Origin of the sequence: Mesobacillus jeotgali (assembly GCF_900166585.1) — a bacterium.
Classification (GTDB): domain Bacteria; phylum Bacillota; class Bacilli; order Bacillales; family Cytobacillaceae; genus Mesobacillus; species Mesobacillus jeotgali_A.
Genome location: NZ_FVZC01000008.1, coordinates 218,916 through 243,318, shown reverse-complemented (window position 1 = coordinate 243,318; position 24,403 = coordinate 218,916). Strand labels below are relative to the sequence as shown.

General features: G+C 46.5%; 27 protein-coding genes. All 27 read right to left on the bottom strand.

Going from position 1 to position 24,403, the window contains the following annotated elements:
* Nucleotides 1–94 precede the first annotated feature (94 nt).
* The 27 genes from nuoK to B5X77_RS06385 all read right to left on the bottom strand — a co-directional run bounded on the left by nuoK (nucleotide 95) and on the right by B5X77_RS06385 (nucleotide 24,305).
* Entirely contained in the window at nucleotides 95–409 is a 315-nt protein-coding gene (gene nuoK, locus B5X77_RS06520) for an NADH-quinone oxidoreductase subunit NuoK (RefSeq protein ID WP_079506344.1), read from the bottom strand.
* Nucleotides 406–930 carry an NADH-quinone oxidoreductase subunit J gene (locus B5X77_RS06515; RefSeq protein ID WP_079506342.1) on the bottom strand — a complete coding sequence of 175 codons (525 nt, stop codon included), beginning with the start codon at nucleotides 928–930 and terminating at the stop codon, nucleotides 406–408. The genes nuoK and B5X77_RS06515 overlap by 4 nt, the downstream gene beginning before the upstream one ends.
* Nucleotides 927–1,346 (bottom strand): NADH-quinone oxidoreductase subunit NuoI, encoded by a 420-nt coding sequence (gene nuoI / locus B5X77_RS06510; protein WP_079506340.1) that lies wholly within the window; start codon nucleotides 1,344–1,346, stop codon nucleotides 927–929. The genes B5X77_RS06515 and nuoI overlap by 4 nt, the downstream gene beginning before the upstream one ends.
* 48 nt (nucleotides 1,347–1,394) lie before the next feature.
* Complete coding sequence (gene nuoH / locus B5X77_RS06505; protein WP_079506338.1) at nucleotides 1,395–2,408, bottom strand: NADH-quinone oxidoreductase subunit NuoH; 1,014 nt, start codon at nucleotides 2,406–2,408, stop codon at nucleotides 1,395–1,397.
* Nucleotides 2,408–3,508, bottom strand: a complete 1,101-nt coding sequence (locus B5X77_RS06500) for an NADH-quinone oxidoreductase subunit D (protein WP_079506336.1) — start codon at nucleotides 3,506–3,508, stop codon at nucleotides 2,408–2,410. Before B5X77_RS06500 ends, nuoH begins: the two co-directional genes overlap by 1 nt.
* Before the next feature lie 3 nt (nucleotides 3,509–3,511).
* Nucleotides 3,512–4,912: an NADH-quinone oxidoreductase subunit C gene (locus tag B5X77_RS06495; protein WP_079506334.1), complete on the bottom strand. Its 1,401-nt coding sequence runs from the start codon at nucleotides 4,910–4,912 to the stop codon at nucleotides 3,512–3,514.
* A 3-nt stretch (nucleotides 4,913–4,915) separates the two neighbouring features.
* Nucleotides 4,916–5,428, bottom strand: a complete 513-nt coding sequence (locus B5X77_RS06490; RefSeq protein ID WP_023613587.1) for a NuoB/complex I 20 kDa subunit family protein — start codon at nucleotides 5,426–5,428, stop codon at nucleotides 4,916–4,918.
* Nucleotides 5,419–5,796, bottom strand: coding sequence for an NADH-quinone oxidoreductase subunit A (locus tag B5X77_RS06485; protein WP_023613586.1), 378 nt, complete (start codon nucleotides 5,794–5,796; stop codon nucleotides 5,419–5,421). The genes B5X77_RS06490 and B5X77_RS06485 overlap by 10 nt, the downstream gene beginning before the upstream one ends.
* 796 nt (nucleotides 5,797–6,592) lie before the next feature.
* Nucleotides 6,593–7,000: a F0F1 ATP synthase subunit epsilon gene (locus B5X77_RS06475; RefSeq protein WP_079506330.1), complete on the bottom strand. Its 408-nt coding sequence runs from the start codon at nucleotides 6,998–7,000 to the stop codon at nucleotides 6,593–6,595.
* Nucleotides 7,001–7,022: 22 nt separating this feature from the next.
* Nucleotides 7,023–8,435, bottom strand: a complete 1,413-nt coding sequence (gene atpD, locus B5X77_RS06470) for a F0F1 ATP synthase subunit beta (RefSeq protein WP_079506328.1) — start codon at nucleotides 8,433–8,435, stop codon at nucleotides 7,023–7,025.
* Between the two features lie 87 nt (nucleotides 8,436–8,522).
* The gene (locus B5X77_RS06465) at nucleotides 8,523–9,383 is read right to left on the bottom strand and encodes a F0F1 ATP synthase subunit gamma (protein ID WP_079506326.1); all 861 of its coding nucleotides are present in this window, start codon (nucleotides 9,381–9,383) and stop codon (nucleotides 8,523–8,525) included.
* Between the two features lie 114 nt (nucleotides 9,384–9,497).
* A complete protein-coding gene (gene atpA, locus B5X77_RS06460) occupies nucleotides 9,498–11,006 on the bottom strand; it encodes a F0F1 ATP synthase subunit alpha (protein WP_079506324.1) in 1,509 nt (502 codons plus the stop codon).
* 24 nt (nucleotides 11,007–11,030) lie between these two features.
* The gene (locus tag B5X77_RS06455) at nucleotides 11,031–11,567 is read right to left on the bottom strand and encodes a F0F1 ATP synthase subunit delta (RefSeq protein ID WP_079506322.1); all 537 of its coding nucleotides are present in this window, start codon (nucleotides 11,565–11,567) and stop codon (nucleotides 11,031–11,033) included.
* Nucleotides 11,564–12,082, bottom strand: coding sequence for a F0F1 ATP synthase subunit B (locus tag B5X77_RS06450; protein WP_079506320.1), 519 nt, complete (start codon nucleotides 12,080–12,082; stop codon nucleotides 11,564–11,566). The genes B5X77_RS06455 and B5X77_RS06450 overlap by 4 nt, the downstream gene beginning before the upstream one ends.
* 250 nt (nucleotides 12,083–12,332) lie before the next feature.
* The gene (gene atpE, locus B5X77_RS06445; RefSeq protein ID WP_079506318.1) at nucleotides 12,333–12,548 is read right to left on the bottom strand and encodes a F0F1 ATP synthase subunit C; all 216 of its coding nucleotides are present in this window, start codon (nucleotides 12,546–12,548) and stop codon (nucleotides 12,333–12,335) included.
* Between the two features lie 71 nt (nucleotides 12,549–12,619).
* Nucleotides 12,620–13,330, bottom strand: a complete 711-nt coding sequence (atpB, locus tag B5X77_RS06440) for a F0F1 ATP synthase subunit A (protein ID WP_079506316.1) — start codon at nucleotides 13,328–13,330, stop codon at nucleotides 12,620–12,622.
* 23 nt (nucleotides 13,331–13,353) lie between these two features.
* Nucleotides 13,354–13,725 carry an ATP synthase subunit I gene (locus B5X77_RS06435; RefSeq protein ID WP_079506314.1) on the bottom strand — a complete coding sequence of 124 codons (372 nt, stop codon included), beginning with the start codon at nucleotides 13,723–13,725 and terminating at the stop codon, nucleotides 13,354–13,356.
* A 7-nt stretch (nucleotides 13,726–13,732) separates the two neighbouring features.
* The gene (locus B5X77_RS06430) at nucleotides 13,733–13,954 is read right to left on the bottom strand and encodes an AtpZ/AtpI family protein (protein ID WP_079506312.1); all 222 of its coding nucleotides are present in this window, start codon (nucleotides 13,952–13,954) and stop codon (nucleotides 13,733–13,735) included.
* Between the two features lie 468 nt (nucleotides 13,955–14,422).
* Nucleotides 14,423–16,708: a S8 family serine peptidase gene (locus B5X77_RS06425; protein ID WP_079506310.1), complete on the bottom strand. Its 2,286-nt coding sequence runs from the start codon at nucleotides 16,706–16,708 to the stop codon at nucleotides 14,423–14,425.
* Nucleotides 16,709–16,946: 238 nt separating this feature from the next.
* A complete protein-coding gene (wecB, locus tag B5X77_RS06420; RefSeq protein ID WP_079506308.1) occupies nucleotides 16,947–18,089 on the bottom strand; it encodes a non-hydrolyzing UDP-N-acetylglucosamine 2-epimerase in 1,143 nt (380 codons plus the stop codon).
* Between the two features lie 31 nt (nucleotides 18,090–18,120).
* The gene (gene upp / locus B5X77_RS06415) at nucleotides 18,121–18,750 is read right to left on the bottom strand and encodes a uracil phosphoribosyltransferase (RefSeq protein WP_079506306.1); all 630 of its coding nucleotides are present in this window, start codon (nucleotides 18,748–18,750) and stop codon (nucleotides 18,121–18,123) included.
* Nucleotides 18,751–19,083: 333 nt separating this feature from the next.
* Nucleotides 19,084–20,325 carry a serine hydroxymethyltransferase gene (gene glyA, locus B5X77_RS06410; RefSeq protein WP_079506304.1) on the bottom strand — a complete coding sequence of 414 codons (1,242 nt, stop codon included), beginning with the start codon at nucleotides 20,323–20,325 and terminating at the stop codon, nucleotides 19,084–19,086.
* 139 nt (nucleotides 20,326–20,464) lie between these two features.
* Complete coding sequence (locus tag B5X77_RS06405) at nucleotides 20,465–21,031, bottom strand: TIGR01440 family protein (RefSeq protein WP_079506302.1); 567 nt, start codon at nucleotides 21,029–21,031, stop codon at nucleotides 20,465–20,467.
* A 30-nt stretch (nucleotides 21,032–21,061) separates the two neighbouring features.
* Nucleotides 21,062–21,505 (bottom strand): ribose 5-phosphate isomerase B, encoded by a 444-nt coding sequence (gene rpiB, locus B5X77_RS06400; protein ID WP_079506300.1) that lies wholly within the window; start codon nucleotides 21,503–21,505, stop codon nucleotides 21,062–21,064.
* Between the two features lie 291 nt (nucleotides 21,506–21,796).
* On the bottom strand, nucleotides 21,797–23,092 hold the full coding sequence (locus B5X77_RS06395; RefSeq protein WP_139378314.1) for a methyl-accepting chemotaxis protein: 1,296 nt from the start codon (nucleotides 23,090–23,092) through the stop codon (nucleotides 21,797–21,799).
* Nucleotides 23,093–23,157: 65 nt separating this feature from the next.
* Nucleotides 23,158–23,595, bottom strand: coding sequence for a low molecular weight protein arginine phosphatase (locus B5X77_RS06390; protein ID WP_079506298.1), 438 nt, complete (start codon nucleotides 23,593–23,595; stop codon nucleotides 23,158–23,160).
* A 155-nt stretch (nucleotides 23,596–23,750) separates the two neighbouring features.
* Nucleotides 23,751–24,305: a manganese efflux pump MntP gene (locus B5X77_RS06385; RefSeq protein ID WP_079506296.1), complete on the bottom strand. Its 555-nt coding sequence runs from the start codon at nucleotides 24,303–24,305 to the stop codon at nucleotides 23,751–23,753.
* Between the last annotated feature and the right edge of the window lie 98 nt (nucleotides 24,306–24,403).

Genomic DNA, 24,403 nt, shown 5'->3' with positions numbered 1-24,403 from the left:
ATCTATCATCTATACGCCCGTCAGATTGAGGCCCGCATTATACGGGGCAGTCCAGCTACTAAAAATCTACGATTATAACGGCAGAAGCCGCTGATTAATTTTTCAACTGATTTATCTCATCGATATTGACCGTCCTGCGGTTGCGGTAAAGCGAAATCAGGATTGCCAATCCTACTGCTACCTCAGCAGCCGCCACCGCGATGGAAAACAGCGCGAACACCTGGCCGGTGATCGATGGAGTCGCTCCATATTTACTGAAGGTTACTAGATTAATATTAACTGCATTCAGCATCAATTCGATGGAAATCAGGACAATAACTGTGTTCTTTTTTGTCAGGGCACCGTATAGGCCGATACAAAAAAGAATAAGTGCGAGCGCCAGATAGGCTGAAACCGGAACAGAACTCATTCCTGATCACCCTCCTTTCCGTCATCCTTTCGTGCCAGTACAATTGCGCCGACAAGCGCGGCAAGCAGGATCACGGATGTCAGTTCAAACGGGATGATATAGTGCGAGAACAGTGATATCCCGATTTGTTCTGTGTTATTTTCATGAAGTGTATTTGGCAATGCCTCGAAATTCAAATCATAGATTCCGAAATAGACTGCTGCGCCAAAACCAAGGACACCAAGCAGCAGTACGAGCTTGCGCAATCTTCCGCCTTTAGGCTCCTCTTCATCGCCATGGTGGCGGGTAAGCATGATTCCGAAAAGCATCATGATCGTGATGGCACCGGAATAAATCATGACCTGGATGACCGCCAGGAATTCCGCGGACAGCAACACATAAATACCTGCAATACTGACGAATGTAAAGACGAGCGCTACGACCATGTGGATGACCTTGGTGAGGTTCAATAAAAGCACGCCGCCGATTACCGCCACTAAAGCAAGTGACATAAACGCAAAAAATTCGCCCGTTAACGTCATGCTTTATTCACCTTCCGTATATTCTCGTCATTTTCATCAAGCCATTCCAGGTTCTTGAATAAGTCATCCCGGCTGTATTCAGCAAGCTCAAAGTTGTTCGTCATGATGATCGCTTCAGTCGGGCATACTTCTGTACACAAATCACAGAGGATGCAAAGTTCGAAGTTGATATCATACGTATCAATGATCTTGCCTTTTTTCGTTGGATCAGGATGCTTTTTACCAGTCAAGTTAATGCATTCAGTCGGGCAAATATTGGCACACTGGTTGCAGACGATGCATTTTTCAGGATAAAACTTCTGGATCCCGCGGAATCTGTCCGGAAGCGGAATCGGTTCGTTCGGATAATCGTAAGTCAGCTTTTCGCGAGTCAATTGTTTTAGGGTATAAGCTAATCCTTTTGTCCATCCTAGCACGTAATTCACCCCTTTAATGCAGGAAGCACTGCTGCTTCCATTCCTTTTTTAGAAAAAATTAGTGAAAATTTCTTTAATCAATGCAGACAGGAAGATGTTTGCCAGTGCAACCGGCAAAAGCACTTTCCATGCGAATTCCATCAGCTGGTCTGCGCGGATACGCGGGAACGTGGCACGGAACCAGATCAGGATGTATACGACCAGGCTAAACTTAAGCGCGAACCAGACAGCCCCAGGTATGAAGCCGAGGAATGGCAGCGGCAGCCAGCCTCCAAGGAATAAAACGGTTATCAAAGCAGACATTGCAAACATATACACATATTCAGCCAGCATGAACATCGCCCAGCGGAATCCAGAATACTCTGTGTGGAAACCGGCAACAAGCTCGTTTTCCGCCTCTGCAAGGTCAAATGGCACCCTGTTCAATTCGGCAGTAGCGGCGATGAAGAATACGATGAACGCTATTGGCTGCCAAAGGATGAACCAGCCGCTGTTCTGCTGTGTTTCAACGATATCATTCAGGTTAAGGCTTCCCGATAACAGGACAATTCCCAAAACGCTCATGACCAGCGGGATTTCGTAGGAAATCATCTGGGCCGCGGCACGCATACCGCCAAGCAGTGAGTATTTATTGTTGGATGCCCAGCCTGCCATCAGCATACCGACAATCGTCAGTCCTGATATAGCGATATAGTACAGGAATCCAACATTCAAATCGGCAAATTGCAGTCTGTCGGTCAAAGGTATTGTTGCCATGACCATGAAGGATGGCGCGAACGCGATGACCGGTGCAATGATGAACAGCGGCTTATCTGCTGCCTTTGGAATCAAGTCTTCTTTTACAAGAAGCTTTACAACGTCGGCTACGGATTGCAACAGCCCCCATTTACCGCCGACATGGGCTGGACCATAACGGCCCTGCATAAAACCCAGTACTTTCCTCTCTGCCAGAATCGCCATTGTTACGAATCCAAGGATCACGAACAGCAGGACGACGGCGAGGATAAAGAAAATACTGAAGTTCATGAGGCCTGCGCTTGATTCGAGTAGCTCCTGAACCATTATCCGTCTACCTCCCCAAGAACGATATCAACCGCTCCTAAAATTGCAATCAGATTTGAGATGCTTTCTCCTTCTAGCAGTTTAGGGAGGATTTGCAGATTATAGAAGCTCGGCCTTCTGAACTTGAGGCGGTATGGCTCTTTTTTGCCATCGCTGGATATATAGCAGCCGATTTCGCCTCGGGAGCCCTCGATCCGGACAAACGCTTCCCCTTTTGGTGCCTTGATGATTTTCGGAACCTTGGCCATGATCTCTCCCTCTTTCGGGAATTGCTGCACAGCCTGTTCAATAATTTTCAGTGATTCCTCAATTTCGCCCATCCTCACGTAATAACGGGCAAGTGCATCGCCTTCTTCGCGAGTGACGACGTCGAAGTCGAAGCGGTCATAAATTGAATACGGCTCATCCTTGCGCAAATCCCACTTGACGCCGGTTGAACGAAGGTTCGGGCCGCTCAATGAATAGTTGATTGCATCTTCCTTCGTATATGTACCGATATTCTTTGTACGGTTCAGGAAGATTTCATTGCCGGATACAAGCTGATGGTATCCCTTCAGCTGTTCCCTCAGGTACGGAACGAAATCTGCTACCTTTTCAATCCAGCCCTCCGGAGCATCCCATTTAACGCCGCCTACACGCATGTAGTTGAACGTCAGACGAGCACCCGAAAGTTCATTGAGCAGATTCAGGATCATTTCCCGGTCACGGAATGCATAAAGCAACGGGCTTGTAGCACCGAAGTCGAGGATGAATGTCCCCCACCAAAGCAGGTGGCTGGCAACCCTGTTCAACTCCATCGCAAGTACCCTTAAATATTCAGCGCGTTCCGGAATCTGGACGCCCATCATCGTTTCCACTGCATGGCAGATGACATAGTTGTTCGTCATGGCTGAAACGTAGTCCATCCGGTCTGTATACGGAATGATTTGTGTATATTGCAGGTTTTCTGCAAGCTTTTCAGTCCCGCGGTGCAAATAGCCGATGACCGGCTTCGCTTCAATGATGATTTCACCGTCAATTTTCAGAACGAGGCGGAATACACCGTGTGTACTAGGGTGCTGCGGGCCCACGTTCAAGAGCATTTCTTCTGTGCGTATCACGGGCTACACCTCCACATCATACGGTTCATAGTCTTTTCTCAATGGGTGGCCGACCCAGTCTTCACCAAGCATGATGCGATGGAGGTTTGGATGGCCTTCGAATTTAATGCCAAGCAGGTCGTATGCTTCACACTCCGGCCAGTTTGCTCCTGCCCACAGGTTCGCTAGTGACTCAATGACCGGCTGTTCGCGGTCAAGCTTGACTTTTAACGCAACTGACTGCCTGTTTTTGTATGAGTACAAGTGAACATACACTTCCATATGTGTCTGGAAATCACTGCCGTGGATCTCTGACAGATAATCGAAGCCTAATAGTTCGTTGTACTTAAGGAATTCGGCCAGTCTATAATAGGATTCTTTCTTTGCGACAAGGGTAGGGACATCCTTTGAAAGAGGGTTAATATAGGAATCTTCCAAAATGTCATCGCCAAGATTGTCGGTGATTGCTTTTACATATTTATCAAGGTAAGGCTGGTTTGGAGATGGCTTCTTCTCTTCAACAGGTTCTTCTGCTCCTGCTTTTGCACCGGCTGCTGACTTCGCCTTCGCGGCAGCGGCAGCTTTTGCTTTGGCTGCTGCAATCGCTTTCGCTTTCTCGTCATCAGCTGATCCTCCGCCGGCTGCGGCTTTCGCTTTTGCTGCTGCGGCAGCCTTTGCCTTCGCTACTGCTGCGGCTTTCTTTTTCGCAAGATCATCATCATCTGTTGAAGCATCTGCTCCTCCTGCTGCCTCCTGTGCTTTCCGTTTTGCTGCCGCTGCGGCTTTTGCTTTCGCTACTGCTGCGGCTTTCTTTTTAGCGAGGTCATCGTCATCCGAAGGTGCTTCCGTTTCTCCAGCTGCTTCTGACTGCGCTTTTCTTTTAGCTGCCGCTGCTGCCTTTGCTTTTGCTACAGCTGCGGCTTTCTTTTTCGCAAGGTCATCATCATCTGTTGATGCGGTTGATGTTTCCAGTGCTGCTGGCACTTCTGCCTCAGCTTCTGCACCTGCCTGGCCCGCTGCTTTCATCTTTGCCAGTGCAGCTGCTTTTGCCTTTGCTGCTGCCGCTGCTTTCTTCTTGGCCAAATCAGCGTCCTGGCCTTCAACTGGAGCAGAAATCTCTTCCTTTGATTCTGCTGTTTCTGGGGCTTCTCCAGCCTGCTCTCTTGCTTTCATTTTCGCCAGTGCAGCTGCCTTCGCTTTCGCTGCTGCGGCGGCTTTCTTTTTCGCAAGGTCAGCTTCATCACCAGCAGGTGCAGCTGCCATTTCTTCGTTTTCCTTCACTTCAGGTTCTGCGACTTTCTCGGCAACCTTTTTCGGGTCATTTCCTTCCCCTGATTGCTTAGCGGCCTGGCGCTGTTTCGCCAGTTCTTTGGCTTTTGCCGCTGCTTCTCTCTTTATCTGCTCAAGATCCTTTTCCCCGCTCATCGGTTAGATCACCTTCTTCCCGGTTTTCGCCTCGTAACGGATTTTCTCTTTAAGTTTATTGATTCCGTAAATTAATGCTGCTGGATTCGGCGGGCATCCCGGTATATAAACATCGACAGGTACGATCTGGTCGACCCCTTTTACAACTGAGTATGATTTTACATATGGACCGCCTGCAGTTGCGCATGAACCCATTGCGATTACCCACTTCGGTTCTGCCAGCTGGTCGTACAGCCTGCGGACAGTTGGAGCCATTTTCTTTGTCACAGTTCCTGACACAATCATGACATCAGACTGACGCGGTGAGTTCCGGTAAAAAGTCCCGAAACGGTCAAGGTCATAGTGAGCCGAGCTGGATGCCATCATTTCGATTGCGCAGCATGCAAGTCCGAATGTCATCGGCCACATAGAGTTGCTTCGCGCCCAGCCTTTAACCTGCTCAAGAGTTGTCACGAATACGTTCCTTTGGAGTTCAGCCACTTCTTCGGGTGAGAAATCATCCAATTTTAAATCCATTTTAGCACCTTCTTTTTCCATGCGTAGATGAGTCCGATGAGAAGCATTACGACGAAAATCAGCATTTCAATCAATGCGAAAATCCCCAGCTTTTCATAGGCGACAGCCCATGGATACAAAAACGCTGTTTCTACATCAAAAATAACGAACATAAGGGCAAACACATAATAACGGACATTAAACTGGACCCGTGCATCGCTGAACGGTTCCATCCCGCTCTCGTAGGTGGTATATTTCCGCTCGTCCTGCTTGTATTTCGGCCGCAGAAGCTTTGCCGCAAATAAGGCGACGATTGGAAGCAATACCCCGAGACATAGGAACACAAAGACTATCAAATAGTTATTTTGATATAGATTCAACTGTTCCATGCCCATCCCTCCAATGTTGTGAAATTTTCATACTTTTTAAACTTGTAACCGATAACAATTATACCATTGTTACAATAGTGTGTCGACAAGGCTTTGTACAATCTGGCAACCTTCTTCCAAGCCTTTTTGATAGAAATATAGTACCTTTCCAGAGCGTGTTCCGACACACGGACAGAGTCATCCCCTTCCATACTTAGTATTCCGGAAGGCAAAATATTCGCATTCTTTTTGACGGACCTTTTTTGCTATGGCAGCCTTTCCTTAGGCAAGAGAACTCTCACTCCTGAATGCGCTGCTTCTCAAAAAAGACAATCGTTTACATGTTATATTTAAACGAATTTAGATTAAGTTGTCAGTGACGTTTGTCAACATTTTTAAGTTCTGCTCCTGAGTCGATTTATGGCGGAATTGTGGATTTTTTGCTTGGCAGATATTTGTGGGGAGCTTTTTTGAGGAAACGAGTGAAGGTTTTGACCTCCAGACAAGAGTTTTTTCATTAAAATTGGTTACCTTATAGCCTTAACAAGGTTTATCAGCATAATGTCTTCGTTAAACATATCCCTTCTTATATAACAAAACGTTATTATAGAGAAAATATTATTTTTATAGCGAATTTTTCTGTTTTATAGCGAGTTTTTCATTTTTATAGCGACTTTATTGATTTTATAGCGATTTTTTAGTTTTTATAGCGAAACGGAATTCCCTCCTAGATTTGTAACTAAATTGGCAGAAGATTGGCCATGCACCACATAAAAAACACCCTCCGGAACTATCCGAAGGGTGTTAAATTTAAAAATTAAATTCTGCGTTCTGCAACTGTAATACGGTTGATCGCACGCTGAAGGGCAAGTTCTGCACGCTTGAAGTCAATGTTCTCCTGCTTTCTTTCATGCAGGCGTTGTTCAGCGCGTTCTTTTGCTCTTAATGCACGTTCAAGATCGATTTCAGATGATTGTTCTGCAGATTGAGCAAGGATGGTTACCTGCTCAGGACGGACCTCAAGGAACCCGCCGCTGACTGCAATGAACTCGTTATTGCTGCCATTTTTCAAACGGACAGCGCCAATTTGTAGCGGTGCAACCATTGGAATGTGGCCTGGCAAGATTCCAAGCTCGCCTGTGCTTGCTTTTGTGCTCACCATTTCAACATCTGATTCATACACCGGCCCATCGGGAGTAACAACACTGACTTTAATCGTCTTCATTTTTTACCCTCCTGGTCCGTTATTAGACCTCTACACCCATACGTTTTGCATTCTCGATAACTTCTTCGATTCGGCCAACTAGGCGGAATGCATCTTCTGGAAGGTGGTCATATTTTCCGTCAAGGATTTCTGCGAATCCTTTAACTGTTTCTTTAACTGGCACGTAAGATCCTGGCTGTCCTGTGAACTGCTCAGCTACGTGGAAGTTTTGTGACAGGTAGAACTGGACACGGCGAGCACGGTGTACGATTAGCTTATCATCGTCAGAAAGCTCATCCATACCAAGAATCGCAATGATGTCCTGAAGTTCTCTATAACGCTGCAATGTTTGCTGTACGCGGCGAGCTACTGAGTAGTGCTCTTCGCCAACGATTTCAGGTGTCAATGCACGTGAAGTCGAAGCAAGCGGATCCACCGCAGGGTAGATACCCATTTCAGAAAGCTTACGCTCAAGGTTTGTTGTTGCATCCAAGTGAGCGAAAGTCGTAGCCGGAGCCGGGTCAGTGTAGTCATCGGCTGGTACGTAGATTGCCTGGATGGAAGTAACAGAACCTACGTTAGTAGATGTGATACGTTCCTGCAATTTACCCATTTCAGTTGCAAGAGTCGGCTGGTAACCTACCGCAGATGGCATACGGCCAAGCAGCGCGGAAACCTCGGAACCTGCTTGCGTGAAACGGAAGATGTTATCCATGAAGAAAAGAACGTCCTGTCCTTGCTCATCACGGAAGTATTCTGCCATTGTAAGACCAGTCAGGGCAACACGCATACGTGCTCCTGGCGGCTCGTTCATCTGTCCGAATACCATCGCAGTTTGCTTGATAACGCCAGAATCAGTCATTTCGTGGTAAAGGTCATTACCTTCACGAGTACGCTCACCAACACCTGCGAATACGGAGATACCGCTGTGTTCTTGAGCGATGTTGTTGATCAATTCCTGGATAAGTACAGTTTTACCTACACCGGCACCACCGAACAATCCGATTTTACCACCCTTGATGTATGGAGCAAGAAGGTCAACTACCTTGATACCTGTCTCAAGGATTTCAACCTCAGTAGAAAGCTGTTCGAATGTTGGAGCTTCCCTGTGGATTGAATCACGGCGTGAATCAGCAGCGATTGGAGCGTCAAGGTCGATTGACTCACCCAATACGTTGAATACACGTCCTAGTGTTACGTCCCCAACCGGAACGGAGATTGGAGCACCTGTATCTAATACTTCGACGCCACGCTTAAGGCCGTCTGTGGAAGACATCGCGATCGTACGAACTGTGTCATCGCCTAAGTGAAGGGCTACTTCAAGAGTTAATTCGATGGTCACATCCGCATCGCTGGTTACAATTTTCAAAGCGTTATAGATCTCTGGAAGATTGCCGCTTTCAAACTTAACGTCAACAACCGGACCCATAACCTGGAGAACGCGTCCTTTGTTCATCTTGTTCCCTCCTATCGTACTAGTTGAAATATATACATCATGATGGGATGCAGCTTTAAGCCACATCCCCGATTGTCATTGGAAAATCTATTCGAGCGCTGCAGCTCCACCGACGATCTCGGTGATTTCCTGGGTAATAGCAGCCTGACGCGCACGGTTGTAGCTCAAGCTGAGTGAATTGATCAGCTCTTTCGCGTTATCCGTAGCGTTTCTCATGGCTGTCATACGAGCAGCGTGTTCACTTGCTTTACTATCAAGCAGCGCCCCGTAAATCAAGCTTTCTGCATACTGCGGCAAGAGAACTTCCAGGATCTCCTCAGCGTTTGGTTCAAATTCATAAGAGGTAAGCTTTGTTGAAGCAGCGCCAATGTCCGTTAACGGAAGCAGCTTCTTCTCAGTTACTTCTTGAGAAATCGCGCTGAGGTAATGGCTGTAGTAAATATATAATTCATCAAATGTTCCGTCCGAGAACATGCCAACTGTGTTGCTGGCGATATCCTGGATTTCAGAGAAGGACGGCTGGTCTGCAATGCCGACGATGTCTAGGACAACGTTCATGCCACGACTCTGGAAAAAGTCACGGCCGACACGCCCGATCGCGATGATCGCAAACTCGTCATTTGATTTATGGCGTTTCTGGATTGTCTGATACAGCTGGCGAAGGACGTTACTGTTGTAAGCACCTGCTAGTCCGCGGTCAGATGTAATCACTAGATAACCCGTCTTCTTGACTGGACGGCTGTTCAGCATTGGGTGGTTGGAATCCTTGCTGCCCATTGCGATTGAGGCAGTCACTTCCTGGATTTTTTCCATGTAAGGTACGAATGCTTTCGCGTTCATTACCCCGCGGTTCCATTTAGCGGCGGATACCATCTCCATTGCCTTGGTAATCTGGCTCGTCTTTTTAGTCGAAGTAATACGGTTTTTTATATCGCGTAAAGATGCCATTTCGGTTCTCACCACCCTTTTAAAAAAGATTGTTAGTCCAAGGTAAAAGCAGGACCAGCTTAAGGCTGGCTCTGCTTGAAAGCATCAGCGTCCAAGACGCATCCGCTTTTCTTTTTACTCAGATACTGCAAACGTCTTTTTGAAGTCGTTGATTGCAGCAGCCATATCGTCATCAGAAGGAAGAACCTTCGTTGTGCGGATATGGTCTAACACTTCTTTGCGGTTGTGGTCTAACCAAGTAAGGAATTCAGCTTCAAAGCGGCGGATATCCTGCAATGGAATATCGTCAAGGAAGCCGCGAGTCAATGCATATAGGATCGCTACTTGCTTTTCAACAGATAGCGGCTTGTTTAGATCTTGCTTTAGAACTTCTACCGTACGGGCACCGCGATTCAGCTTCGCTTGTGTTGCTTTATCAAGGTCAGAACCGAATTGTGCGAATGCTTCCAATTCACGGTATGAAGCAAGGTCAAGACGCAGTGTACCAGATACACTCTTCATCGCTTTGATTTGAGCGGAACCACCTACACGGGATACAGAAAGACCTGCGTTGATCGCTGGACGTACCCCAGAGAAGAATAGGTCAGACTGCAAGAAGATCTGTCCGTCAGTGATTGAGATAACGTTCGTTGGAATGTAAGCAGAAACGTCGCCTGCCTGCGTTTCAATGAACGGTAGTGCTGTGATTGAACCTGCGCCTTTAGCGTCGCTCAACTTAGCAGCACGCTCTAGCAAGCGTGAGTGCAAGTAGAATACATCCCCTGGGTAGGCTTCACGGCCTGGAGGACGGCGAAGCAGCAAGGAAAGTTCACGGTATGCTGCCGCTTGTTTTGAAAGGTCATCATATACTACAAGCACATGCTTGCCATCGTACATGAAGTCTTCAGCCATTGTAACACCCGCGTATGGAGCAAGGTATAGCAATGGAGCAGGCTGGGAAGCAGATGCTGTAACAACGATAGAATACTCTAACGCGCCGTGCTTACGGAGAGTTTCAACTGCGTTACGTACAGTTGATTCCTTCTGTCCGATTGCGACGTAGATACAGATCATGTCCTGGCCTTTTTGGTTCAGGATTGTATCGATCGCTACAGATGTTTTACCAGTCTGGCGGTCACCGATGATCAATTCACGCTGTCCGCGGCCGATTGGCACAAGAGCGTCGATCGCCTTGATACCAGTCTGCAATGGCTCATGAACGGATTTACGGTCCATAACGCCTGGTGCAGCGTACTCGATTGGACGAGTTTTAGTTGTATTGATTGGACCCATTCCATCTACTGGCTGTCCAAGAGGGTTTACTACGCGGCCGATAAGCTGTTCCCCTACAGGAACCTCCATGATGCGGCCCGTACGGCGTACCTCGTCACCTTCGCGGATGTCCGTGAAAGGTCCAAGGATGATGATACCGACGTTATTTTCTTCCAGGTTTTGTGCCATACCCATAACGCCGTTTGAAAATTCAACAAGTTCTCCAGCCATGACATTGTCGAGGCCATGAGCACGGGCGATACCGTCACCAACACTGATAACTGTACCCACATCACTCACTTGAATTTCCGACTGATAATTTTCGATTTGCGATTTTATCAGCGCACTGATTTCTTCAGCTTTGATGCTCATGAGTTTCACCCCTATCTACGAATCTTAGCCTAGCAATTTACGTTCTAAACGATCGAGCTTGCCGCGCAAGCTGCCGTCAAAAATGCGGTTTCCAATACGAAGCTTTACGCCTCCAAGTAAATTGGAATCTACAATGTTTTCAATTTGAAGTGACTGTTTGCCAACCTGCGGTGCGAACGAAGCTGAAATGGCTTCAGCCTGCTCAGCCGAGAGAGGCTGGACACTATAGACTTTTGCTTCAGCCACGCCTTTTGCGTCATTCGCAAGGGCGATGAACTGGTCAGCAACGTCTGCGATCTGGTCTTCGCGGTGGCGGTCAACCAGGATCATCAGAGTATTAAGGACATATGTGCTTACAGATCCGAATGCTTGCTTCAATACCTCTTTCTTCTTCTCATTTGGAAGTTTTGGAGACTTTAGGAAAGCAGTCAATTCAGGATTGTTCACGAATACTTCTTTTACTGTGCGAAGCTCATCCTCAACCTGCGGGAGAGCCTGCTTTTCAGAAGCGATTTGAAAAAGTGCCAGGGCATAGCGCTTTGCTACTGTCGAGTTGCTCATCGGGCATTACCCGCCTCTTGAATATATTCATTGATGAGCTTTTCCTGGTCAGCTGCAGAGATTTCCTTCTCGATTACTTTAGAAGCAATCAAGACAGATAGAGAAGCCACTTGTTCGCGGATTGCCGCAACAGCCTGCTCCTTCTGCTGCTCGATTTCAAGCTTCGCAGATTCTTTGATTCTGTCAGATTCAGTGCGTGCCAGTGCAATGATTTCATCACGCTGAACATCGCCCTGCTTCTTCGCGTTTTCAATTAAGCCCTGTGCTTCTGCGCGTGCCTGCTTAAGCATTTCACGCTGTTCTTCCAAAAGTTTCTGTGCTTCTGCACGGCTCTTTTCAGCCGCTCCGATTTCGCCAGCAATATGCTCTTCACGTTCCTTCATGATGCCCATTAATGGACCCCAAGCGAACTTTTTGAGCAATGCCAACAAAACAAGGAACATAACAAGCTGGAACAAAATATCTCCAGTATTAAGGCCGGAAGCCGCTCCCAATACAAAATTCATTGTTAACACCCTCGATTCACTCCCTTCAAGAGTTGTACCATGATTAAAAAAGGTCCAACATGCGTCATCTGGCCGGAAGCCGACGCTAAGGGGCTCCCAGTTCCATATCCGGGCTTGCCCGATTTTATCTCAAACGATTGCTTACATTCAAATTCAGGTCTGCTCCCCGCCGGATTGGTAAGCCTTTCCGGCGGGGAGCACACATAATAGAATGGCGAAGGTTCGCGCGGAATGATCTTCGCCATTTGAATTTAGTTAATTATTCTGCACCAATAACCATGAACGCGATAACTACAGCAATGATAGGAATCGCTTCAACCAACGCAACCCCGATGAACATTGTAGTTTGAAGCATACCGCGAGCTTCTGGCTGACGAGCGATACCTTCCACTGTACGTGATACGATTAAACCGTTACCAATACCTGCTCCAAGTGCTGCTAAACCGATTGCGATTGCTGCTGCTAAAAGACCCATTATAAAGTTCCTCCTTTAATGTATGAAAAAAAGTTTTATTAGTTTTGTTCATTAAATGAACAGGGTATATATTAATGGTCATGGCTCACTTTATGAGAGAGATAAACCATCGTTAACATTGTGAAGATAAATGCCTGGATTGCTCCGACAAAAACGGAGAAACCTTGCCATACAAGCATTGGAACGGCAGCGGCCAAGTGTCCGCCCACCCCTGTTGCGAGGCTGGCTGCAAGCAGACCCAACAGGATCTCACCCGCGTAAATGTTACCGTAGAGACGAAGACCAAGAGTGAGCGTGTTTGCGAACTCTTCAATGATCTTGATCGGGAACATGAACCAAAATGGCTTAAAGAATTCCTTGCCGTATTCGGCAGTGCCTTTAAGCTTGACGCCGTAATAATGGGAAAGCCCTACCACCATGACTGCGAGAGTCAGTGTGATGACCGGGTCAGCTGTCGGTGATTTCCACCATAGTTCATTGTCGACAACGACAGAGAACGGCAGTCCCAGCATATTGGAAACAAACACATACATCAGCAGTGTGATCCCAAGGACGTGGAATCTTCCCCCATCCTTCCAGTCCATCGTGCTGTTGATAATCCCTTTGACGAAATCCATAACCCATTCCATGAAGTTCTGCATTCCTGTCGGTTTCATCGCAAGCCTACGAGTGGAAAGAACTGCAATGATGAATACGATAGCAGTTGCCACTGTAATCATCAGCAAATTTGCTAAGTTAAAAGTAAGCCCAAATATTTCTTTTAATGGAGCTTCATGATGCATCAATTATTCACCTCTCTTCCCCGCTATTTACGTGATTGAAAAGTCTGGACAAAAAAATCTATCATAATGACAATATAAGCTGTCATTAATCCCAAAACCGTAAATACAAGGTTTATGCGATCCGGATATTCCATCGCAATGATTACGGCAAGCGCACCGGTCGCAAGTCTCGACATGGAGCCAAGTGAGCGTACCTTTTTCCCCTGTACCACCGAATCCCCAAAGCTGTTCATTTTCCTCGCAAGCAGCCATAGATTAAAAAGGCTCAGGCTTGTACCAAAGATCAATCCAGCAAACACAGATTGATAGGTTGTAAACCCATATCCAAGTACATATAACGACAATAATGTAAATATGTATTTTCGCTGGCGAGTAAACATATCCTTGATTTCCATTGATGGCTTAGTCTCCCGAAAAGAAGTGTTGGATGAGGCGAAGCATGGCATACACACCTGCCGCCAATCCGATCAGCAATCCGAATATTAAGAAAAGTGGCTCTGTACCAAGGGTACGGTCCAGCCATCTTCCGGAGAATATGCCAATTAAAATCGAGCCTACCAATTGAGATAGTATAGCGGACATGAGTGCCATCGCTTGTAAAGGGTGGCGGTTGTTTCGGCGCATAAAAAACGCATCCTCGCTTTTGAGAATGGATATTCAGGGGGTGGAAAATATTTTTTGAAAAAACAATATTTTCACATAAAAAAAGCTTGCATATCAACATTGAAAACCTTATCATTTTATGCCCTTTGTAAGCATACAATAGGCAAATGTCAATGTCAATCCATTGGGGTGAAAAAGTTCACAAAGTTTCCACTGTGAATATATACCATTAACCCTATATTAGAATTGTATTATCAAAGTTTTATTTGAAGGCTGTTTTCGTAAAGATTGTTGTTAAAATCCTAAAGCCGATTTTTAACGTGATAAAAGCTATTTTGCAGGTCGGTACTAAGTTGGCAAGCTCTTTTCTCTCATTAAGCGTTAATTTGTGAAGAAACTTAAGTAATTCCATCCTTTTTTGTAGTCAATAGCAACAAAGTTTGAGAAAAGAGCCTATTTGAAACAGTAAAAAGGGCCGGAGAGGTCACTTCACCTTTCTCCGGCCCTTTTTTTCAAAGATGCTTTATCAATATAAATCATTGTTTCGATCATACTTTCACGGCCGGCTTTTTTCGCGAATACTTTTGCCAGGTAGACCCCGTCCTCTGGCAGTTTATCGGACGGAATTTCCCTTTCAGCCATTCCTTTTTTCAGTTTCCTTCCCCAGTCAAGAAAACCGATGAATCGGAATTGGTCCGGATCAAAAAGAGCAATTCCGAACTCTTCTGCTCCGCCAGGCAGATAGACTTCATAACGATAGGCTGCCCCGGAGTCAGCAGGAGCAAATCCGAACCCCATTACCCGCGGGTAATCTGGCTCTTCGAGGACGTAAAGATAAGGAATTCTTGTCATGCTTTTTCCGTCGTCGATTACCAGTGTGCCATCATGGATTTTTTCGTCGAGCCTCTCCGGGGTAACCTTCATACCGACCTCGATTTCCTTTGTTTCGTCTGGTTGCAATGTAAAACTTAGAGGGAGCTCCCATTCAATCCCGTTTTGCTTTTTAGGAATGGAAAAGGAATAGGTTTTTGATGCCTTACTATTATTTCTTACTTTTAGCTGGGCGCTATGCCTGTGCATACTTTCAGCCAGCTGGAATTTACCAAATTGCAATGAACCCGGAGTGACAAGACTCTCGGTCTCGATTGCCACTTTTAACTGAACCCGCCCTGCTCCCTGCTCGAATGTCCGATATGGTTTGCCGGTACGATCTTTAATTTCCACAGCAGTGTTCATAATAGCCGCCTTAATTTCCGCAGGTGTCCAGTCTGGATGCGCTTGCTTGATCAATGCGGCTGCTCCGGCTATATGGGGTGCAGCCATGCTCGTGCCCTGCAGAGGAAGGTAGCCTCCCGGTATCGTACTGTTGATCGCGACTCCAGGAGCAACGATATCCGGCTTGATTTCCCAGGTGACCGTCACCGGGCCGCGGGAGCTGAAATCGGCCAGGATATCTTTTTCTTCTATTAAATGGATGCGGATGAGCATCGAATTGCTTTTGAGCTGTTTTTTCAAAGCTATTCCATCTTCTTTGCTGATAGCTGCAACAGGAATCGGCAATGTGGCCTCAAGGTTCCCAAAAAAAGTGCCATTTGTATTGTTATAAATGATGATACCAATAGCACCGGCTTCGAAGGCATTTCTCGCTTTTTCTGTAAAAGTCAGCTTGCCCCTCTCGACAAGTACTATTTTATTGCTAACATTCTTCATCTCTTCCTTTGTACCTAAACCCGCAAAAACGAGGCTCTCACTTTGGGTAATGTTCCAGTTGTCAGATCCCTGTAAAAGCTCCAGCCTGATTTGTTTTGACTCGCCTGGCGCGTTGAGGTAAGGCACCTGCATCGGAGGGGTCGATGCCCCAACGGATATGGCCTTTGAAGCAGTACCTGGAGATCCAACTGTCCAGCGATTCGGGCCCGAATTTCCCGAGGAAGTGACAGCGACAATCCCTTCATCCACCGCTTTGTTAAGCGCCAGACTGATAGGCAGGTCGGGGCCATTGACGTCATTACCGAGTGAAAGATTCAGAATATCCACCTTATCCTTGATCGCTTCATCAATCGCCGCAATCACCTGCTCGGTTGTTCCGCTTCCCCCAGGGCCAAGTGCTCTATAGGCTACGATTTTCGCTTCGGGAGCCATCCCTCTCATCCTCCCGTTGGCAGCTATGACACCGGCTACATGCGTGCCATGCAAGGTGCTCTGGAATCCAACGCCCTTCGTCTCCATCGGATCATCATCACCGTCAACCAGGTCATGGCCGCCAGAGAAACTCTTCCTCAAGTCCGGATGCTCATAATCAATCCCCGTATCTATGACCCCTATTGTGACACCCTTTCCTGTCAGGCGGTTCCCCTTGTCATCAAGAAGTCCATGGACCGCTTCTGTCCCAATCAATTCAAAATTGTCGATGAAGCTTGAGCTGGATTTATAGCCAACAGGCTCGTGAGCAGAATTCTCCACCTTGTAGGTATTAACTTCGGAAACGAGTTTTACAGCATTCGCCTCTTCCAGCTGCTTGAGCTCAGATACAGGGCCCTCGACCGAATATCCATTGATTGCATAGCCGAAAACACGTCGAAGCTTCGTATTTTTAAGGTTTTTTAGCTGGTTTTTGATTTGCCATTCTTCCACCGGCTTCTCCGTCATGACAATTGCTATTTTTTCAGCTTGGGGATCTTCACGAGGAATCGGCGGATGCTGCAGTTTTTGCGGCTGGAAGGCAGTGAGGGTTGCTATAGAAAGGATAATGAAGAAAAATTTATGCTTTTTCATGAAAAAACAGCCCTCCCTTTTTAACTTAGCGTCTCAATTTAGGGAGTTTAGTATGCAGATTACATTTATTCCGCGATAACGCAGGGTTATTCCGCGAAAAAGAGGATGAATCCCGCGAAATCACGATGGAATTCCGCGGACGAGAATTATTCTAATCCTCTACAAAAAATCAGTATCAGAAAAAATCTTCATTAAAAAGAAACACCCCTTTTTCAAAAAGAGGTGGTTAAAAAGATTCTTATTTATATTGTTCCGGGCGATTTTCAGTCCGTTTGAAATAATATTGAATCGCTTCGCAAATTCGTTCTGAAGCGCGCCCGTCACCGTATGGATTAGAGGCCTTGGCCATTTTTTCATAAGCGTCGCGGTCGGTCAGCAATTCAGTAGCCATATCGTAAATTGGCTGTTCTTCGTTCCCGGCAAGCTTTAATGTACCTGCTTCAATCCCTTCCGGACGCTCCGTTGTATCTCGAAGTACCAGTACAGGGACACCAAGTGATGGTGCTTCCTCCTGGACACCGCCTGAATCTGTTAGGATTAAATACGCACGTGAGGCGAAGTTATGGAAATCGATTACGTCAAGCGGCTCGATCAGATGGATGCGCGGATCATTGCCAAGCACTTCGTCAGCGAGCTCACGTACTGCAGGATTCAAGTGAACAGGATAAACAACTTGTACATCATGTTGCTCATCGACGATTCTTTTGATGGCACGGAACATGTTGCGCATTGGTTGGCCAAGATTTTCACGGCGGTGCGCCGTCATAAGAATCAAACGGCTGTCTCCAAGCTTGTCGAGCACTTCATGATGATAAGTTTCTTTTACTGTTGTATTCAATGCATCAATGGCTGTATTTCCGGTTACAAATATGTTTTCTTCCCGCTTATTCTCTTGAAGCAGGTTTTCCGCTGATTTTGAAGTCGGGGCGAAATGAAGATCCGCCATGACGCCTGTCAGCTGGCGATTCATTTCCTCAGGGAACGGAGAATATTTATTCCACGTTCTCAATCCTGCCTCAACATGTCCAACAACAATTTGATTATAGTAAGCGGCTAGACTTGCAACAAACGTTGTGGTCGTATCACCATGTACAAGGACAATATCCGGTTTTACTTCTTTCATCACTTTATCCAGACCTTCGAGGCCTCGAGTCGTTACATCAATCAGAGTCTGTCGGTCCTTCATGATGTTGAGGTCGAAGTCAGGTGTGATATTGAAAATGTTCAGAACCTGGTCCAGCATTTGACGGTGCTGGGCGGTTACCGTAACAATTGATTCAAACTGTTCAGGGTGTTTTTGCAATTCAAGGACAAGCGGAGCCATCTTGATTGCTTCAGGGCGTGTTCCAAAGATAGTCATTACTTTAATAGGCTGATTCATTTTTAACACTCCTTATTTCGTATAACACTCCTTATTTCGTCCCAAATAAACGATCGCCTGCGTCTCCCAGTCCAGGTACGATGTAGCCGTGGTCGTTCAGCTTTTCGTCAAGTGCTGCGATGTAAATGTCTACATCCGGGTGTGCTTCCTTTACGGTTTCTACACCTTCTGGAGCAGCGATCAAACACATGAATTTGATGTGCTTCGCGCCGCGTTTTTTCAATGAATTGATAGCTTCTACTGCGGAACCGCCTGTTGCAAGCATTGGGTCAACGACGATGAAATCGCGCTCTTCGACGTCGCTTGGAAGTTTTACATAATATTCAACCGGCATTAAAGTTTCCGGATCACGGTAAAGCCCGATGTGGCCGACTTTGGCAGCCGGGATCAATTTCAGGATGCCGTCTACCATTCCGATACCTGCGCGCAGGATCGGGATGATGCCGAGCTTCTTGCCTGAAAGAACTTTCGATTTTGTCTTTTCGACTGGTGTTTCAATTTCAATTTCCTCAAGTGGCATGTCACGCGTGATTTCGAACGCCATCAGCGTTGCGACTTCGTCTACAAGCTCGCGGAATTCCTTTGTGCCTGTGCTTTTTTCACGGATATAAGTAAGTTTATGCTGGATCAATGGATGGTCAAATACGTATACTTTTGCCATGTGTATCGCTCCTTTTTAAGGTAAATGAGTTGTGAACACCTGTCTGTTATATGTAAGATCTGCTGAATCACACTTCGTTTAATTTTACAGAAAAACTACTGGACAAGCAACCGCTACAGCGTACTGATTTTTGATAGAAAAGCGTAAGCGCCTTGGTCAGCCCCGACAAGCGCTGGAGGGCCGACCAGTGAAGTCGTTCTTTGACTTCATCGGGCGGACCGAAGCGTCTCGAGGGGCTAGGCGCTAGAGCTGGAAATTTCTCCAATTAAAATAAACAATCTTAGATTTTTATAAAAAGCGGCCCTCATTCATGGAGGACCGCCGGGTGAAATATTATCTCTCAGGGTATAGTTCGAACTTGCTTGTCAGATCTTCGACGCGTTTGCTTGCTTCTTCAAGCTTTGTTTCATCTTCATAGTTTTTCAATGTGAAGGCAATCAGTGATGCGATTTCATCCATCTCTTCGTGTGCGAAACCGCGGCTTGTTACCGCTGCCGTACCGATACGGATTCCGCTTGTGACAAACGGGCTTTCCGGATCGAATGGAATTGTATTTTTATTGACGGTGATGCCGATTTCGTCCAGCACCTTTTCCGCTACTTTTCCAGTCAAACCAAGTGAGCGCAGATCAACCAATAGCAGGTGATTGTCCGTTCCGCCAGAAACAAGGTCAATGCCTTCCTTTTTCAAGCCTTCTGCCAGACGGTTGGCATTCGAAATGATACTTTCCGCATATTCTTTAAAAGAACCCTCAAGCGCTTCGCCGAAAGCAACCGCTTTGGCAGCGATGACGTGCATCAGCGGGCCTCCCTGAATACCCGGGAAGATGGACTTGTCGATTTTCTTCGCATATTCTTCCTTGCAAAGGATCATTCCGCCGCGTGGTCCGCGAAGTGTTTTATGAGTAGTCGTAGTGACAAAGTCTGCGTACGGTACCGGATTCTGGTGCAGTCCTGCTGCAACCAAACCGGCGATATGCGCCATATCGACCATCAAATAAGCGCCGACTTCATCCGCGATTTCACGGAAACGCTTGAAATCAATCGCTCTTGGATATGCACTTGCACCGGCAACAATCAGCTTTGGCTTGTGCTCGCGGGCTTTTTCCAGAACAACATCGTAATTGATGAGATGAGTGTCTTCGTCGACACCGTACTCGACGAAATTGTACTGCACACCGCTGAAGTTTACCGGGCTGCCATGCGTCAGGTGTCCGCCGTGCGACAGATTCATCCCGAGGACAGTATCACCCTGTTCAAGGATGGTAAAATAAACCGCCATATTCGCCTGTGCGCCAGAATGCGGCTGAACGTTTACGTGCTCAGCTCCGAAGATTTCCTTCGCACGGTCACGGGCAATGTTTTCAACAACATCGACATGCTCGCAACCGCCATAATAACGGCGGCCTGGATAGCCTTCTGCATACTTATTCGTTAGTACAGATCCCTGGGCTTCCATGACTGCTTCACTGACAAAGTTTTCGGACGCAATCAGTTCAATTTTCGTACGCTGGCGCTTCAATTCATCCTGCATCGCTGCAAATACCTGGTTGTCTTGCTGTGACAAGTGCTTCACTTAAGTTCCCCCTCTTGATTATGTATTGTCTGGATTCGTTATTAGAAAATTCATTCTTATTTTAGCCGATATTATGATGAAAGAAAAGGATGACGCCAGAAAAAACAGAACCATTGAACAGGTTCTGCTTCTTCATCTATCAACATGATTCATTTTCGTTTGTTCGTTCGTAAACTGCTCGGGCGCCGCCAATCAGCTTAGGCCTTGTTTTTGCCAGTGTCACATGGGCATGGCCGACGCTTTTCTGCTGAACTCTTACTGGCACTGCGACATGCTTCATTTGCATTCCAATCAAGGTGTCGCCAATATCGATGCCGGCATCGGCCTTGATGAATTCAACGACAACAGGATTATCGAAGTTTTGGTATGCATGTGTTGCCATAGCCCCGCCTGCGGTCCTCACCGGAATTACCGTCACTTCTTCCAGCTGCTTCTGTTCAACTGTTTCACGTTCAACGACGATTGCCCGGTTTAAATGCTCACAGCACTGAAAAGCAAGCTGGATGCCCGTCTTTTTCTGCAGTTCGCGTAGCTGCCTGAAGACCATTGCCGCAACATCATCTGTTCCAGCTGTGCCGATCCGCTGCCCGATGATTTCACTCGTGCTGCAGCCAACAACCAGCACCTGGTCTTTTTTCAAATGTACTTGCTCATTAAAATCAGTAAGGATGGAGTTCAATTCTGCTTCCCATTGTTCAATAGACAGTTCTAACGCCTCCTTTTCAAAATAGGCCCCTTATTGCTTATTTTCATACTCCTTGATTTTGCCTACACGGTTTTCGTGGCGGCCGCCTTCATATTCTTCAGATAGCCAAACTGCGGCGATTTCACGAGCCAATCCAGGTCCGATTACACGTTCGCCCATTGCCAGCATATTGCTGTCATTGTGCTGTCTTGTTGCCCTAGCGCTGAATACATCATGCACCAATGCACAGCGGATGCCTTTTACCTTGTTCGCCGCGATGCTCATGCCAATGCCTGTACCACAAATCAAAATTCCCCTATCGAATTCTCCGTTCGCCACTTTTTCAGCAACCGGAAGTGCATAGTCCGGATAGTCAACAGAAGTTCCGCATTCACAGCCGAAATCTTCATACTGAATACTCATTTCATCCATTAAATTCTTAATTTCTTCGCGGATGTTGACTCCGCCATGGTCTGAAGCAATAGCAACTTTCATTGTAAAATCCTCCTATGTATTCCCGGCTTGCGGGGCGTTTAAATCTAAAGTTATTTTCTCATATTCATTCTTATTTATAAAGAATTCGAATTGGTTTTGGATTATTTCACACTCAACTCAGCATTATGCCGTCTGTATTTGCGACCACTCAAAAGATATCCACCACTTTTGCAAAAATATCAACCATTTTTCGAATTATATCAGTGGATTTTTAATTTTATCGACCATTTTTTCGTATATATCGACCAACAAACAAAAACCCCACAGCACTGAGTACCATGGGGTTTCAATCTATAAAGAAAACTTCGTAATTGTACCTTTTAATTTTTCTGCCTGGCTTTTCAGTTCCAAAGCCAGGTCTTCTACATCAGCAATCACTTCTGCCTGTTGTTCAGCTGCTGAGGCTACGCTCAATGCTCCAGCCGAGGTTTCTTCTGCTATCGCAGCCATTTCCTGCGACTGGGTGGATGTGTGCTGGATGGTTTCCATTTGGGTTTCAACTAATCCGGTAATGGCATGGATTACATCTGCCATCTGGTGGATGGTCCCTGTCATTTCTTCAATCACCTGATTCGTCTTCTCGCCTTTTTTGGCTTCACCATTCGCTGTCTCGACCTGTCTGGAAATCTGGCCGACGACGTTCTGGACCTCAGCCTGGATGTTTTGAATCAGCCCGGAAATTCCCTGGACCGCATCCGCGCTCTGATCGGCAAGCTTCCTCACTTCTTCGGCAACAACCGCAAAACCTTTGCCATGCTCACCCGCACGCGCTGCTTCAATAGAAGCATTCAATGCCAGTAAATTCGTCTGTGCCGCGATATCGCCAACGAGTTGGATGATCTGCACTACTTTTGTCGCATTCTCTTCAAGACGTTTTACCGTGCCTAGCGATTCACGGTTGTCATTGGCAAGTCTTTCTATCCCTGAAATCAAGGAGTGGATAGCATCCTTTGATTGTTGAAGACCTTTGACCATCTCCACTGAAATAGATTCGGATGCTCGGGCTTTTTCCTGAACATCCTCGGCGATACGGATGACTTCATCAACCGATTCTGCCGTTGTCTGTGTGGATAGTGCGGAAGAATCTGCGCCCGCCGCGATTTCCCTGATTGTCGCAGAAATAATCGACGCCTGCTCTGAGGCTGCCGCGGATTGCCCGGAAATCCGAACTACTTTTTCATTTGTTTCATTAAAATTTGTATCAATCTGGCTGACCATCTCACGCAGGTTTGACAGCATATTATTGAAGGCCAGTCCCAAAGAACGGATTTCATCATCTGATTTTGAAACTTCGACATCCTCGCCAATCTCACCCTGGGCTGCCTTCAAAGCAGACTGTTCCAGCTTCTGCAATGGCTTGATAATAAGCCCTGCAGCCATATATGCAAGCAGGCCGGACCAGAAAATCCCCATTCCAAGAATTGCCGCCGTATAAACAACCGAATTGATTTCAATAAACTTTTGGACATAAGGATAAAGGAAATAGATGAAGAATGCGCTTGTTGAATACGTAATGATCGCCAACACAGTCGTCAGCATGACCATTTTCTTTCGCAATCCCATTTTGTAGCTGCGTTTTGAACCCACTGACAATCCCCCTGAAAAAGATGTTTTTGCATCATTTCACTTTCGAAAAGTTTTTCTCAAGGGTATTATCGGATTTTATCGATGATTCTTTCGATACTTTTTTGAATTTCTGTAAAAGCTTCACGATAAATTTGCTCATTCCCGCCAAATGGGTCTGCGACATCGAGGCTTCCGCATTCCTCAGCAAATTCTTTCAGTGTAAAAGTTTTTTTAGCCGCATCTGGATACTGGCTCAGGATCAACCCTTTATGGCTCCCGGTCATCGTCAGGATCAATGTCGCCCAATCGATCATTTCCTTAGTCAATGTCGAGGAGCGATGGTCATGGCTGATCCTGTTTTCCTCCAGCACAAACTTCGTGTTTATAGAAGCTTCCGCGCCATTGGGGGCATATACTCCTGCTGATTTCACCTCAACACCCGGCAGCTGCTTGCTTTTTAAAATAGCTTCCGCCATCGGGCTGCGGCAGGTATTTCCCGTACAGACAAATAATACGCGCGCCATGTGTTTTCCCTCCTGATTTGAGCTTTTCTCCATTATAAGACAAACTCTTCGGATTTTCATTTTTGCTAATTTTAATGGAAAGAACCCTGCGATAGACGCAGAGCCAGATTGTTTTTATAAAAAAATACACCTGCCATGCAGGTGCACAGAAATTTTTATAGTGGCAGAAGCAATTTCAGCCCGAACGCAAGCAAAATGCTGCCTCCCAATGCTTCACTGTATGTACCGAGCCACCCTTGTACTCTTTTCCCAACCAGAAGGCCCGCCCAGGTGAGAACCATAGCGGCAACCCCAAAGCAAATCAGTACAAGCAGCGTCCTTGCGCCATAAATCCCCAGAGTGAGGCCGACAGAAAAACTATCGAGGCTGACGCTCAGGGCAAAAACTAATAAGCCCTTGCCAACCGGGGTGATTAAGCTTGTCTCTTCTTCCTTGAAACTTGCCCAGATCATCTGGACTCCGAGCACAATTAGAAGAAGGCCGCCAATATATCCTGCTATTGCCCCGAATTGCTCGGATAAAAATCTGCCTGCCACCATGCCAAGCAGCGGCATCCATACGTGGAACAACCCGATGGTGACGCCGATTTTAAAAATATGCCTTTTCGTCAGCCTGAACATGCCCATTCCGAGACCTACTGAAAATGCATCCATTCCCAATGCGAATGCCATCAACATCAGTGTGAATAATTCGCCGGCTATTGCTGCCATGTCTTCGCCCCCTCGGACTTGCTAATTCAGCATATGCACGTCCAAATGGATTTAGAAGCAAGGAATAGACAGGTTTTGGCCCCAACTGGGATTAAATC